Raw genomic sequence first — 12,413 nt, forward strand, 5'->3', positions numbered from 1 at the left:
CAGACCACGACCCACAAGCCCGGACCCGGTCCGGCCTCAGAGCAGGTCGGGGTTCGGGGTCGCCTCGGCGATCTCGGACTCGAGCGTCGGGGCTCCGCGGGTCGTGTCGAGGTGCATCATCCGCAGATGGGTGACCCGCTCGCCCTTGCGCCCGGAGATCCGCGCCCACTCGTCGGGGTTCGTCGTGTTCGGCAGGTCCTCGTGCTCGCTGAACTCCTCGGCGATCGCCTCGGCGAAGTGCTCGGGATGCAGACCCCGCTGCCCGGTCTCGAGCAGTGACTTGATCGCCCCTTTCTTCGCCCGGTCGACGATGTTGTGGATCATCGCGCCCGAGGCGAAGTCGGAGAAGTGGAGGACCTCGCGGGAGCCGTCGGCGTAGGTGGCCTCGACGAACTCGTTCTCCGGCACGCTCGCGTACATCCGCTCGACGCAGTAGTCGATGAGGGCGCTGACCGTGGCTTCGGCTCCGCCGTGTTCGGCCACGAGGCTCTCCCGCAGCGGCAGCGCCGGGGTGAGGTACTTGCCGAAGATGTCGCGCGCGGCCTCGGCGTCGGGCCGTTCGATGCGGATCTTCACGTCGAGGCGACCGGGCCGCAGGATCGCGGGGTCGATGAGGTCCTCGCGGTTCGAGGCGCCGATGACGATGACGTTGTCGAGCTGCTCGACGCCGTCGATCTCCGTGAGCAGCTGCGGAACGATCGTCGTCTCGACGTCGGAGGACTTGCCGGTGCCGCGGGTGCGGAACAGCGATTCCATCTCGTCGAAGAAGACGACGACGGGGAACCCGGCCGAGGCCTTCTCACGGGCTCGGGCGAAGATCAGCCGGAGCTGCCGCTCCGTCTCCCCGACGTACTTGTCGAGGAGTTCGGGGCCCTTGATGTTGAGGAAGTAGGTCTTCCGCGCCCGTTCCGAGCTGCGTTCGGCGAGCGAGTTCGCGACCGCCTTGGCGATGAGCGTCTTGCCGCAGCCGGGCGGACCGTAGAGGAGGATGCCCTTGGGCGGTTTGAGCCCGTGCTCGGTGTAGAGCTGCGGGTGCTCGAAGGGCAGTTCGACGGCGTCCTGGATCTGCCCGATCTGATCGGCGAGACCGCCGATGTCCGAGTACGTGATGTCGGGGACCTCTTCGAGCAGGAGCGAGGACACCTCCGGCTTCTCGACGACCTCGAGGGCGAAGTGGGTGCGGGTGTCGACGACGACGGCATCGCCGAGGCGGACGCCTGAGTCGAGGACCTCCTGCGTGAGGACGTAGACCTGCTCGTCGTCGCCGGGAGCGCCGACGAGGATGCGGGTGTCGTCGATGAACTCGCGGACGGTGACGACGCTGCCGACCGAGCCGAAGTCGCCGGTGCCGATGATGACGAGGCCCTCGGACAGGAGCACCTCGGTGCCGGGACGCAGCGACTTCGCCTCGACCTCGGGACCGACCGCCACCCGCATCCGCCGTCCGCCGACGATGACATCGGCGAACAGGCCCGCGTCGTCGACGGCGATGAGGGTCCCCCAGCTGTTCGGGGGCTCGGTCAGCCGCCTGGCCTCCTCCTTGATCCGCCCGAGCTCCTCCCGGGCGGTGCGCAGCGTCTTCGACAGCGCCTCGTTCCGCTTGCCGGCGGTGAACAGCTGCTGACGCAGGGAGGCGGTGTCCTCCCGCAGCTTCTTCACCTCGCTCGTCGGTGTCTCTGTCATCGGCTGTCCTCCTTCTGCTCTGGGTCCGTGGCCGCTGCGGCCGGCTGGTCTGCGGCAGGCTGTGCCGGGTCGGTCTGGTCTCCGGCAGGCGGCGCCGGGTCAGGCTGGTCTGCGGCTGGCTGTGCCGGATTGGTGCCGGGAGTCTCGAGTCGTCTGCCGGCCTCGCGCATCACCCGACGCAGCTTCTTGCCGGTCGCCACCCGGGTGCCGATCGCCGTCTCCGTCACCTCTCCTCCGGTCCACGCCTCGACGTCGGCGGTCGAGGCCGGCGCACCCTGGGGGCGTTTCTTCTTCTCCAGGGGCACCTCCCCCGGTGCCATTCTGCGGGCGATGACGAGGAAGCCGGTGTGGGCGATCATCCTGTGGTCGGGACGGACGGCGAGTCCGTCGACGTGCCAGCCGCGGACCATCGACTCCATCGCGCTAGGTTCGCTGAAGCACCCGGTCTCCCGGACCGCCTCGACGAAGCGCGAGAGCTGCGGGACGGTCGCGACGTAGGCGATGACGACGCCCCCGGGAGCCAGCGCCTCCGTGACGGCGGCGAGCACGTTCCACGGGGTGAGCATGTCGAGGACGACGCGGTCGACCGTGCCGGGGGCGAACTCCGCGGGCAGGGTCTCGGCGAGGTCGCCGACCGTGACCGCCCAGTTGTCGGGGGCGCCGTCGAAGAAGTCGGCGATGTTGCCCGCGGCGATGTGGGCGAACTCCTCGCGCAGCTCGAAGGAGTGGAGGCGGCCCTGGGGCCCGACGGCGCGCAGCAGGGCGATCGACAGGGCGCCCGACCCGACGCCCGCCTCGACGACGGTGGCTCCGGGGAACACGTCGCCGAGGGTGACGATGAGACCCGAGTCCTTCGGGTAGACGACGGCGGCCCCGCGCGGCATCGAGAGCACGAAGTCCTCGTAGAGGGGGCGGAAGACCTGGAAGTCCACACCCCCGGAGTTCGTCACGACGATGCCCTCGGGACGGCCGATGATGTCGTCGTGGCTGATGAGTCCCTTGTGGGTGTGGAACACCTCTCCGGAGGCGAGCACGATCGTGTGCATCCGGCCCTTGGGATCGGTGAGTTGGATCTTCTCCCCCGCGCGCAGTGCGGTGTCGGGTCGGTGAGGCTGAGTCATGATGCTTCTACTCTACGCTGGTGAGGTGTGCCTTACGCACACCGGTTCAGGCCGCGAGAAGCTCGTCGAAGAACTCCTGCAGATCGATGACGCCGACGAGCGTGTTGCCGTCCATGACCAGGCAGAACTGCGCCTTGGGGCGGTGGGTGAGCGACTCGAGCAGATGCGGTGCCGTGATGTCCTTGGGCACCCCGATCCAGCCGGCAAGGGGCCTGGCCACTTCGCCGACGGGGATGTGGGTCATCGATTCGGCAAGGCGACCGGCCGCGGCGTGGCGGTCGACGAGACCGTAGGGCAGCCCCTTCTGGTCGAGGACGACGATGAGCGTGCGCTCCTTGGCATGGCCGAGCGTGTTCGCATAGTCGAGGGTGTCGGCGAGATCGGCGTCCCAGGTCGCGGCGATCGCCGGCTGGATGACCTGCCGCAGATCGTAGGTCTCCATCTTCCGGGCCCGCTTCGCATGGGTCGCGGCATCCCCGGCGGAGAACCACAGCATGATGGCGATGAGCGACATCCAGGCGACGTTGAGCGGATCGGGCCGCTGACCGGCGAGCAGCGGGGTGATGACCGACCAGCCGATGAAGCCGATCGCGATGATCCGCCCCACCCAGCTCGCGACGATCGTGCCGAGGTACTGGGACCCGGTGATCCGCCACATCAGCGCCTGCAGCGCCCACCCGCCGTCGAGCGGGATGCCCGGGAGCAGGTTGATCGCGCCGAGGGCGACGTTGGCGAAGGTGATCGCGACGAGGAGCAGCCACGGCACCGAGTACGGGGTGACCGCGCTCAGGCACCACCACCCGAGGAGGGCGAGGACGATGTTGACGATGGGCCCGACGATGGAGATGACGAAGCTCGTCATCGCCGCCTTGTCGCGCGGGTTGTCGACCTGCGGTTCGAAGCGGGTGAAGCCGCCCCAGATGTTGAGCTCGATCGCCGCGACCTTCTGCCCGTAGAACTGGCCGGCGACGCCGTGGGCGAGTTCGTGGAGGAACACCGAGGCGAAGAGGAGGACGGCGTAGGCGAACGCCACCGCCCACGACCACAGCCCGAGGTCGGGGCGCACCGTGTGCACCCACGGGGCGAAGAGGATCGTGATGACGATCGCGGCGAGGAACCACGACCACGCGAGGATGACGGGGGCGCCGAGAACGGTCCCCAGGCGCACGCCGGATGAGGCGCCGGTCTGGTGGTTCTTCGCGGCCATGAAAAGGACATCCTCTTGCACGTTGGGGTCGGGATTCTCAGCCTAACAGCGGCAGAGGCCTTCACCATGTCAGACGCGTCGTGTCCGCTCAACTCGACGGGGCCTGCCGCGTCGTGCCCGGCCCGTGTCAGGACCCCTCGTTAGAGTGGGTGCATGGCCGAGCTCACCAGTCTCTCTCCGTCCCGTGCGAACGACTTCGTGCAATGCCCCTTGAAGTTCCGCTTCCGCAGCATTGACAGGCTTCCGGAACCCCCTTCACAGGCGGCATTCAAGGGCACGCTCGTCCACTCCGTGCTCGAGCAGCTCTTCACGCTGCCGGCGGCCGAGCGCACCGAGGACGCCGCCCAGGCGATGCTCTCCCCGAGCTGGGACGCCCTGGTGGAGAAGGACCCGACCGTGCTCGAGATCTTCGCCGATGATCAGGAGAAGGAGACATTCTTCACATCCGCCCACAACCTCGTGCGCGCGTACTTCACCCTCGAGTACCCCGAGCATCTCGAACCGGAGACGACGGAGAAGTACGTGACGACGACGCTGGACAACGGGCTCGAGCTGCGCGGGTTCATCGACCGGGTCGACGTCGCCCCGGGCGGGGAGAAGCGCCTCGTCGACTACAAGACCGGCAAGCAGCCGAAACCCCAGTACGGGCGGGAGGCGAAGTTCCAGATGGGGTTCTACGCGCTCGTCGAGTACCGGCTCACCGGAGAGCTCGTCCACACGCTCCAGCTCATGTACCTCGGCTCGCGGAGCATCCTCAAATCCCATCCGACTCCGGCCGATCTCGAGGCCAGCGAATTCGAGATCGCCGCGATCTGGAACGACATCTTCGCAGCCGCCGAAGCCGATCGCTGGCGTCCCCGGAAGTCCCCGCTGTGCAACTGGTGCTCGTTCAAGCCCCTGTGCCCGGCCTGGGGCAACGCCGCTCCCCCGACCCCGGAGATCACGCGGATAGTCGGGACGTGAGCGCGCGCAGATCGTCGACGTCGTGTCCGGCGAGGCTCGTCCACAGGGTCGTGCCGGGGGCGGGGTCGAGGTCGACGAGGTGCGGGATGCCGATCGCGATCGTGCCCGCCGCCTCGGCGCTGGCCAGTCCGGGCCGGGAGTCCTCGAGGGCGATGCACCTGCCGGGATCGAGACCGAGCAGCGCGGCTCCCGCGAGGTAGGGCTCCGGATCGGGTTTGCCGGCGCTGACCTCGTCACCGGAGATGAGCCCGACGAAGCTGTCGGGCGGGCACGCGGCGATGACCGCCTCGGCGAGGCTGCGGTAGGACATCGTCACCATCACACACGGAATCCCCTCCTCCCGCAGCGCGCTCAGCAGCTCGAGCGCGCCGGGCCGGAAGGGCACGGACTCCGCGATGCGGGCGATGACGGCCGCGAGCAGCGTGTCGACGATGACGGGGGCGGGCAGGTCGAGTCCGGCCTCCCGCATGAGGCTGCCGGAGGTGAGGAGATCGTTGCCGACGAACTCGAGGCCCTGCTCCTCCGACCACGGCAGTCCATGGGCGGCCATGAGCTCGGTCTCGGCCTCGATCCAGTACGGTTCGGTGTCGACCAGGGTTCCGTCCATGTCCCAGAGGACCGCGCCAGGATTCGTCATGGTTCCAGCGTAATGTGGTCGCATGACATTTCTCCCATCAGGTCACGGTGCGCTCGTCTTCATCGCCTTCGAGGGGCAGGACGCCGATGCTTCGGAGGCGGCGAGCTCGCTGGTCAAGGACATCATCGACACGTGGGGGCTCGACGACAGCGAGATCCTCGACACCGACGGCTTCTACGAGTTCCGCTTCTCCGAACCGGAGATCGAACGCGATGAGACGGGACGCGCGAGCATCGCGTGGCCCGGCGTCGAGGTCCACCGCGGCACCCATGAGGGACGTGCCGTCACCGTCATCCACGGGCACGAGCCCGGACTCAAATGGCGGGAGTTCCTCTCCCTCATCCTCGCCGAGGTGGGTGAGGACGATTCCGTCGTCCTCCTCGGCGGCCTCCACGCCGAGGTGCCCCACACCCGGCCGCTGCCGGTCGTCGCGAACACCGAGGACCCCGACCTCGCCGCGCAGCTGGGCATCGAGATCAACAGCTACGAAGGGCCCATCGGCATCCTCGGACTCCTCGGGGTCGCGTGCTCGTGGCGGCAGCTCACCGCGATCAACCTCTGGGTGGGCGTGCCCGACTACCTCGGGGACTCGCCGTCGCCGAAGGCCGAACTCGCACTCGTCCGGGCCGTCGAGAAGACCACGGGGATCGAGATCGACATTCCCATCCTCGAGGAGGAGAGCCGAGCCTGGGAGCTCGGCGCCGATGAGGTCGTGTCGGGCAATCCGCAGCTGGCCGAGCTGCTCGGGCGCCTCGAGCAGCGCATCGACGCGACCGAGCTGCCCGAGGCCAGCGGCGAGGCGATCGCCGCGGAATTCGAACGCTACCTGCGCGGACGCGGCCGCGAGCGCTGAGTCAGTCGCGCAGCCGGATGCCGAGCAGGGCGTCGACGGCGTCGGCGACCCGCTCCCCGGTCACGGCGCCGGGCTCCCCGGCCGGTGTGTCGGCGTAGTGCTCGGCCCATTCGTCGAGGATCCCCAGGGCCCGGGGGCTGTCGAGGTCGTCGGCGAGGGCTTCGCGCAGGAGGCCGATGATGTGGGTGCGCAGCCCCTCCCGGCACTCCGATTCGCACGTCGCCGCGTGCTTCCATGCGGCGAGGCGCTCGGCCGCGGAGTCGAGGAGGTCGCGGGTGAAGTTCCAGTCGCTGCGGTAGTGGTTCGACAGGAGCACGGTGCGGATGACCATAGGGTCGACGCCCTCGGCGAGCAGCTGCGAGACGAGGACGAGGTTGCCCTTCGACTTGCTCATCTTCTCGCCCTCGAAGCCGACCATGCCCGTGTGCATGAACGTCCGCGCCAGCGGCGTGCGCTGCCACGCCGCGGCGTGGGCGGCGCCCATCTCGTGGTGCGGGAAGATGAGGTCGCTGCCGCCGCCCTGGACGTCGACGGGCAGGCCGAGACAGTCGTCGGCGATGACCGTGCACTCGATGTGCCAGCCCGGGCGTCCGGGACCGAGCGCCCCGCCGTCCCAGGAGGGTTCGCCGTCGCGGGCCGCGCGCCACAGCAGCGGGTCGAGCGGATTCTCCTTGCCGGGGGTCTCCGGGTCGCCGCCGCGCTCGGCGGACAGGCGCAGCATCGTCGCCCGATCGTCGTGGCTGACGCTGCCGAACGGCGGCTGAATCGGGGTGTCCACCCGGTAGTAGACGTCACCGTTGTCCAGGGTGTACGCGGCCCCCTCGGCGAGGAGGGCGCTGACGGCGGCGGCGATCCGCGGAATCGATTCGACGACGCCGACGTAGTCCTGGGGCGGGATGACGCGCAGCGCCTCCATGTCGTCGCGGAAGAGCTGGATCTGCGACTCGGCGAGTTCGCGCCAGTCCACGCCCGTGGCCGCGGCGCGTTCGAGCAGCGGGTCGTCGACATCGGTCGTGTTCTGGACGTAGACGACGTCGAGGCCGGCATCGCGCCACACCCGGCCCAGCAGGTCGAAGGCGACATAGGTCGCGGCATGGCCGAGGTGGGTCGCATCGTAGGGGGTGATCCCGCAGACGTAGAGGGCTGCTCTGCCGTCGCGTCCGCTCAGTCGCCTCGGGCTGCGCGCCCCGGTGTCGAAGACGGTGGGGACTGTGCCGGTGGTGGACAGCTGGGGCAGCTCAGGTGCGGACCATGATTTCACGCAGACCAGCCTAACCGAGACCGGCGGTCGCGAGCACGTCCTAGATCGGCGGCCAGGGAATCGCCGTCCTGTCCTCGGGCGGAGGGGGGAAGATCCCGGTGTCGGCCAGGGTCTGCGCCCGCTGCGCGAGCGCTGTGATCTCCGTCTCCCGCAGGCACTCGGTGAGCGCGTCGACGAGCACCGCGGGCATGGCCGCGACCTCGTCGAGGGCCGCGCGCTCGGTGTCATCGAACGCGGAGTCGGCGAATCCCCAGAGCACCGTGCGCAGCTTCTCCTCCGGGTGGAAGCTCAATCCGTTGTCGATGCCGAACGTCCCGAACCCCCCGGTCACCCCGGGCAGCACGCTGCCAGTGATGATGTGCCCGGCCTTGCGGTCGGCGTTGCCGGCGAGCAGATCGAAGAAGGCGACCCGGCGCAGCTCCTCGCCGAGGCTGTGGGAGAGGACGAGGTCCCGTCCGTCCTCGGTGCGCAGGGCGAACATCGGGGCGAACGCCTCGGGGATCCCGTCGATCTCGGTGAGCGCGACGTCGGCGTCGTCGCCGGCGTCCTCGACGTAGGCCTGGAGGGAGCCGGGACCGTGCGGCAGATCGGTGCGGAGCACGGTGGGCGGGACGACCCGCAGGCCGAGGTGGGCGCTGAGCCGGTACGCGGCGACTTCGCGCAGCCCCAAGGTGCCGTCGGGGAAGTCGTGGAGGGGTCTCTCGCCGGCGATCGGCTTGTAGACGGCCTTGAGCACGCGGTCGGCGTGGTCGACGACGACGAGCGAGGTCGAGTTGCTCGCCCGCGGGATGTCTCCCATGAGCGTGGGCTCCCCGCCGGTCAGCGCGGATTCGACGAGGCGGTCGACCGCCGCCGGGCCGTCAGGCTCGTGCAACACCGTTGGCGCGCGGGCAGAGGTGGCCTTCGGGTTCGAGCGGCAGCGAGCAGAACGGGCAGTCCCCGCGCCCGGCGGAGACGACCTGCTCGGCGCGGCGCGCGAACTCGCGGGCACCGGCCGCATCGAGGACGGTGCGCAGCACATCGCGCTCGACCTCGTCGTCATCGGGGTCGGCCGAGGTGCCGGCCTGCGCGTCCTCCTCGGTGAGTTCGAAGCACTCGACGACGAGTTCGTGGGCGACGGTGTCCCACCCCAGGCTCATCGTCCCGACCCGGAACTCGGGGTCGATGGGGACGTTGAGCCCGGCATTGTCGATGCGGTCGTCGATCGCCGTCTGCGGCACGCGGGCGGCGGGGTCCTTGATCATCACCATGTCGAGGAGCTCGGTGATGCGGTCGGCGAGGATCTCGACCTGCTCCTTCTCGACGATCACCGTCGTCAGGGCGTCGCCGGACTTCGCTTGGAGGAGGAAGGTCCGCTCCCCCGGCAGGCCGATCGTGCCGACGACGAAGCGGTCGGGTGTGGGGTGATCGTAGAGTGAGGCCATGTGGCCCAGCCTAATCCACTGCCGCCCGGCCGTCGGAACCCCGGCCATCTGCGCCGACCCTAGGCGTGACCGTCGTGCTGGGATACATTTGACTCATGAGCACAGATCCTCGTGAGGCCCTGGACGCATTCCTCGAAGCGGTGAGGGAGCACTTCGCCGCATCCGCACATCGCAATGGAGACCAAGACCCCCGAGTCGAAGCCGCGTACATGGCTTTGGCCGACGCCTTCGAGATCTACGAAGACGCCATCTACACCGCGTATGACGAAGTCACCCCGTTCGAGCTCTTCGACGACGTCGAGGATGCGAAGGCCGACGACGAAGACGAGGACTACGACGAGTTCGGCGTCGCCGATGACGACGATGACGAGGACGAGGACGACATCGACGACGCCCGGCGCTGACGCCTCACGAGGGCTGACCCTCACGAGGACCGGTGCCTGCCGGGAGCCGAGACTTCAGGAGATCTGCTCGAGCACCTCGGCGATCTCCGGTTCGAGGGTGACGTCGCTGCTCATGATCTGACCCAGCTGCTCCGGGGTGCGCGCGGAGACGAGGGTGGAGGCGATGCCGCGTTCGCGGTTGAAGGCCAGGGCGATGTCCGTCGTGCTCACCCCGAGGGCCGCCGCGGCCCGGCGCACGCCCGCGAGCACCCGCGACGCCCTGTCGTCGAGGTAGGGCGAGACGTAGTCGGAGAGCTCCCCCGCCAGCCGGGAGTCCTGGGGAGTGCCGCGCTGGTACTTGTCCGCAAGCACCCCGCGGCCCAACCCGGCACCGGCGATGAGGCCGATGCCCGCATAGTCGCAGGCCGGTCCGAGCTCGGCATCGGCGTCGCGGTTGAGCAGGGAGTATTCGCTGATCGCGCACGCGATCGGAATGCCGGCCCCGCGCATCTCGGCGAGCTGCCATCCCGTGTGGTGGGAGACGCCGACGTAGCGGACGGTGCCGAGCGTGAGCAGGGTGTCGATCGCCGAGGCGGTCTCGGACCTGTCGACCTCGGCGTCGAAGACGTCGAGGACGAGGACGTCGAGGTGCTCGCGGCCGATCGCGCGCAGCAGCTCGGCGACCTGGTCGAGGATGCGGGCGCGCCCGAGCCCGAGCTCGATGTGGGAGGACTCACTCAGCGACACCCCGACCCTGCCCATCACACTCACCGCGTCCGGCAGGTCGACCTGTCCGAGGACTTCGGCCGCATGGAGGCCTGAGCTGGGAAGTTCGAGGAGATTGCCGCCCGCCTCGGCGTAGGCGTCGACGAGCCTCTGCGCGTCCCGCCCGTCGACCCGATGCCCCCACTCGAAGGTGCCCAGACCCACATCGCTGACGTCAAGACCGGTCGTTCCCAGGCGGTTGGAGTTCATGATTCTTGAGGTTACCCGATTCGCCGACTACCGTGGTCACGTTCCCGCCAACCCTCTTCTCCTAGGAGACGCATGTACGAATGGCTCGTGGCCGCCGTGCTCGGAATCGTCCAGGCACTCACGGAATTCCTGCCGATCTCATCGTCGGCGCACGTGCGCATCGTCGGCGAATGGCTCCTGCCGGGTCGGGATCCGGGGGCGTTCTTCACCGCGATCATCCAGATCGGCACCGAGCTCGCCGTCGTCGTCTACTTCTGGCGCGACATCGTCTCCATCATCTCGAAGTGGTGCCTGGCGCTCGTCGGCAGGCATGACCGCAAGGACCCCGAGGTGCGCCTGGGCTGGCTCATCATCGTCGGGTCGATCCCCATCGTCATCCTCGGACTCCTCTTCCAGGACTACATCGAGACGACCTTCCGCAGTCTGTGGATCACCGCGACGATGCTCATCGTCTTCGGCCTCATCATCGGCCTCGCGGACTGGGTGGGGAAGAAGCAGTACACGATCGAGGACATGACCTGGGGACAGGGCATCGTCTACGGCTTCGCGCAGGCTCTCGCCCTCATCCCCGGCGTCTCCCGCTCGGGAGGCACGATCATGGCCGGCCGGTTCATGGGCTTCGACCGTCCCGCCGCTGCGCGCTACTCGTTCCTGCTGGCGATCCCCGCCGTGCTCGGGTCGGGCTTCTACGGCATCGTCAAGAGCCTCGGCGACACCGAGATGGTGCTCGGCTGGGGTCCGACGATCCTCGCCACCGTCATCGCGTTCTGCCTCGGCCTCGCCGTCATCCACTGGTTCCTGCGCTACATCCAGACGAAGTCGTTCGCGATCTTCGTGTGGTACCGCGTCGCGCTCGGCATCCTCCTCTTCATCCTCCTCGGCACCGGCGTCCTCGCCGCAGGCTGAGGTCACTCGGGGTCGCTGAGACCGCCGCCGCCGGGCACACCGGCCTCCGCAAGCCCGGCGGCGGTCACCGACATCGCCGTGAGCACCGGGAACGGCCCGGAGTAGTCGATGATCGTGAACGAGCCGGGGGCGACCGCGAGCCGCTGGAAGTCATCGAGCGGCATACCGAGCGCCTCGGCGATGATCGCCTTGATGATGTCGCCGTGGGAGACGATCATCCCCCACGCGGGCTTCGGCTTCTCCCCCGCTGCCGACGATTCGCTCGGCGGCTCGGGTCGCTGCGCCGCTTCCTGCTCCAGCCTCTCGAGCTCCCGGAGTTCGCCGACGAGGAACCGCACCCCGGACACGGCCCGGTCGGCCGCCTCGGCGATGGCCTCGCCGGCGGGGAACCGCATCGCCGAGGCGCGCCGGCTCACCGTCTCCCAGTCGGGTGTCGTGACGAGGTCGGCGAGGCTGCGCCCGGTCCAGTCCCCGTAGTCGAGTTCGACGAACTCCTCGCCGATGCGGGTCTCGGTCACCTCGATGTGCGTCTGTGCGATCTCGGCGGTCTGCACGCACCGCAGCAGCGGTGAGTGGATGAGGCGGGCGAAGGAGGTGTGCGGAAGCATCCGCAGCGTCGCCTCCAGTGCCCGGGTCCCGTCCTCGGTCAGCGACACGCCGGGGGTGCGTCCGGCGAGGATCCCTGCCGTGTTCGCGCTCGAGAGTCCGTGTCTGAGGAGGACGATGACGGGCATACGATCCAGATTAGCCCACATCGTCTACAGTGGCCCTATGAAGGAGGTGGGCGCATGAAACGCCAGCGACCGAGGATGACCTACGAGTTCCGGAAGGTCTCGTTCTCCAAGGACGTCCCGCGCTCCGTCAGTCTCCAGGAGCTCAACGACCAGGCCGAATACGGTCAGTGGGAGCTCGCACGGACCCGGATCTCCGCCGGGGGCACCCGCACCGTCTGGCTGCGCCGCAAGATCATGCCGCTGCCGACCGCCGGCTGATCGCGGGG

14 protein-coding genes are annotated in these 12,413 nt (G+C 68.9%); 5 read left to right on the forward strand and 9 right to left on the reverse strand.

From position 1 onward, the window contains the following. Positions 1 to 36 precede the first annotated feature (36 nt). The 3 genes from arc to ABD154_RS05135 are packed head-to-tail and all read right to left on the reverse strand — an operon-like array spanning position 37 to position 4,011. Positions 37 to 1,683 (reverse strand): proteasome ATPase, encoded by a 1,647-nt coding sequence (arc, locus tag ABD154_RS05125; RefSeq protein WP_198498786.1) that lies wholly within the window; start codon positions 1,681 to 1,683, stop codon positions 37 to 39. After that, entirely contained in the window at positions 1,680 to 2,804 is a 1,125-nt protein-coding gene (locus tag ABD154_RS05130; protein ID WP_232623599.1) for a tRNA (adenine-N1)-methyltransferase, read from the reverse strand. Before ABD154_RS05130 ends, arc begins: the two co-directional genes overlap by 4 nt. A 46-nt stretch (positions 2,805 to 2,850) precedes the next feature. After that, positions 2,851 to 4,011 (reverse strand): site-2 protease family protein, encoded by a 1,161-nt coding sequence (locus ABD154_RS05135; protein WP_198498787.1) that lies wholly within the window; start codon positions 4,009 to 4,011, stop codon positions 2,851 to 2,853. A gap of 153 nt (positions 4,012 to 4,164) precedes the next feature. On the opposite strand from ABD154_RS05135, the gene ABD154_RS05140 reads away from it, so the two are divergent. Next, positions 4,165 to 4,974, forward strand: coding sequence for a RecB family exonuclease (locus ABD154_RS05140; RefSeq protein ID WP_344250472.1), 810 nt, complete (start codon positions 4,165 to 4,167; stop codon positions 4,972 to 4,974). On the opposite strand, the gene ABD154_RS05145 is transcribed toward ABD154_RS05140, so the two are convergent. Continuing rightward, entirely contained in the window at positions 4,952 to 5,611 is a 660-nt protein-coding gene (locus tag ABD154_RS05145) for an HAD family hydrolase (RefSeq protein ID WP_198498789.1), read from the reverse strand. The genes ABD154_RS05140 and ABD154_RS05145 overlap by 23 nt on opposite strands. 22 nt (positions 5,612 to 5,633) lie before the next feature. Here ABD154_RS05145 and ABD154_RS05150 point away from each other — a divergent pair, with 22 nt between their 5' ends. Further along, on the forward strand, positions 5,634 to 6,464 hold the full coding sequence (locus tag ABD154_RS05150; RefSeq protein ID WP_198498790.1) for a proteasome assembly chaperone family protein: 831 nt from the start codon (positions 5,634 to 5,636) through the stop codon (positions 6,462 to 6,464). A gap of 1 nt (position 6,465) precedes the next feature. Here the strand turns inward: ABD154_RS05150 and mshC are convergent, their stop codons facing one another. The 3 genes from mshC to ABD154_RS05165 are packed head-to-tail and all read right to left on the reverse strand — an operon-like array spanning position 6,466 to position 9,149. After that, the gene (gene mshC, locus ABD154_RS05155; protein ID WP_198498791.1) at positions 6,466 to 7,725 is read right to left on the reverse strand and encodes a cysteine--1-D-myo-inosityl 2-amino-2-deoxy-alpha-D-glucopyranoside ligase; all 1,260 of its coding nucleotides are present in this window, start codon (positions 7,723 to 7,725) and stop codon (positions 6,466 to 6,468) included. 40 nt (positions 7,726 to 7,765) lie between these two features. Further along, positions 7,766 to 8,599, reverse strand: coding sequence for an SCO1664 family protein (locus ABD154_RS05160; protein ID WP_232623600.1), 834 nt, complete (start codon positions 8,597 to 8,599; stop codon positions 7,766 to 7,768). After that, positions 8,586 to 9,149, reverse strand: coding sequence for a DUF3090 domain-containing protein (locus ABD154_RS05165; RefSeq protein WP_137824063.1), 564 nt, complete (start codon positions 9,147 to 9,149; stop codon positions 8,586 to 8,588). Before ABD154_RS05165 ends, ABD154_RS05160 begins: the two co-directional genes overlap by 14 nt. Before the next feature lie 95 nt (positions 9,150 to 9,244). On the opposite strand from ABD154_RS05165, the gene ABD154_RS05170 reads away from it, so the two are divergent. Then, a complete protein-coding gene (locus tag ABD154_RS05170) occupies positions 9,245 to 9,553 on the forward strand; it encodes a hypothetical protein (RefSeq protein WP_198498792.1) in 309 nt (102 codons plus the stop codon). Between the two features lie 54 nt (positions 9,554 to 9,607). On the opposite strand, the gene ABD154_RS05175 is transcribed toward ABD154_RS05170, so the two are convergent. Beyond that, positions 9,608 to 10,507: an aldo/keto reductase gene (locus tag ABD154_RS05175; RefSeq protein ID WP_198498793.1), complete on the reverse strand. Its 900-nt coding sequence runs from the start codon at positions 10,505 to 10,507 to the stop codon at positions 9,608 to 9,610. Between the two features lie 72 nt (positions 10,508 to 10,579). Between ABD154_RS05175 and ABD154_RS05180 the strand changes: the two genes are divergently transcribed. Next, positions 10,580 to 11,413: an undecaprenyl-diphosphate phosphatase gene (locus ABD154_RS05180; protein WP_198498794.1), complete on the forward strand. Its 834-nt coding sequence runs from the start codon at positions 10,580 to 10,582 to the stop codon at positions 11,411 to 11,413. A 2-nt stretch (positions 11,414 to 11,415) separates the two neighbouring features. Here the strand turns inward: ABD154_RS05180 and ABD154_RS05185 are convergent, their stop codons facing one another. Next, entirely contained in the window at positions 11,416 to 12,147 is a 732-nt protein-coding gene (locus tag ABD154_RS05185; protein WP_198498795.1) for a histidine phosphatase family protein, read from the reverse strand. A gap of 54 nt (positions 12,148 to 12,201) precedes the next feature. Here ABD154_RS05185 and ABD154_RS05190 point away from each other — a divergent pair, with 54 nt between their 5' ends. Beyond that, positions 12,202 to 12,405 carry a DUF5703 family protein gene (locus ABD154_RS05190; RefSeq protein ID WP_232623601.1) on the forward strand — a complete coding sequence of 68 codons (204 nt, stop codon included), beginning with the start codon at positions 12,202 to 12,204 and terminating at the stop codon, positions 12,403 to 12,405. Positions 12,406 to 12,413 lie beyond the last annotated feature (8 nt).

It is taken from the genome of Brevibacterium sanguinis, assembly GCF_039528855.1.
In the GTDB taxonomy this organism is placed as follows: domain Bacteria; phylum Actinomycetota; class Actinomycetes; order Actinomycetales; family Brevibacteriaceae; genus Brevibacterium; species Brevibacterium sanguinis.

What these genes read in the sequence shown, in the direction of transcription:
- ABD154_RS05190 (WP_232623601.1), top strand. Translation starts at nt 12,202, where the DNA reads ATGAAACGCCAGCGACCGAGGATGACCTACGAGTTCCGGAAGGTCTCG.
- ABD154_RS05165 (WP_137824063.1), bottom strand. Translation starts at nt 9,149, where the DNA reads ATGGCCTCACTCTACGATCACCCCACACCCGACCGCTTCGTCGTCGGC.
- ABD154_RS05150 (WP_198498790.1), top strand. Translation starts at nt 5,634, where the DNA reads ATGACATTTCTCCCATCAGGTCACGGTGCGCTCGTCTTCATCGCCTTC.
- ABD154_RS05130 (WP_232623599.1), bottom strand. Translation starts at nt 2,804, where the DNA reads ATGACTCAGCCTCACCGACCCGACACCGCACTGCGCGCGGGGGAGAAG.
- ABD154_RS05175 (WP_198498793.1), bottom strand. Translation starts at nt 10,507, where the DNA reads ATGAACTCCAACCGCCTGGGAACGACCGGTCTTGACGTCAGCGATGTG.
- arc (WP_198498786.1), bottom strand. Translation starts at nt 1,683, where the DNA reads ATGACAGAGACACCGACGAGCGAGGTGAAGAAGCTGCGGGAGGACACC.
- ABD154_RS05170 (WP_198498792.1), top strand. Translation starts at nt 9,245, where the DNA reads ATGAGCACAGATCCTCGTGAGGCCCTGGACGCATTCCTCGAAGCGGTG.
- ABD154_RS05135 (WP_198498787.1), bottom strand. Translation starts at nt 4,011, where the DNA reads ATGGCCGCGAAGAACCACCAGACCGGCGCCTCATCCGGCGTGCGCCTG.
- ABD154_RS05180 (WP_198498794.1), top strand. Translation starts at nt 10,580, where the DNA reads ATGTACGAATGGCTCGTGGCCGCCGTGCTCGGAATCGTCCAGGCACTC.
- ABD154_RS05185 (WP_198498795.1), bottom strand. Translation starts at nt 12,147, where the DNA reads ATGCCCGTCATCGTCCTCCTCAGACACGGACTCTCGAGCGCGAACACG.
- ABD154_RS05140 (WP_344250472.1), top strand. Translation starts at nt 4,165, where the DNA reads ATGGCCGAGCTCACCAGTCTCTCTCCGTCCCGTGCGAACGACTTCGTG.
- ABD154_RS05145 (WP_198498789.1), bottom strand. Translation starts at nt 5,611, where the DNA reads ATGACGAATCCTGGCGCGGTCCTCTGGGACATGGACGGAACCCTGGTC.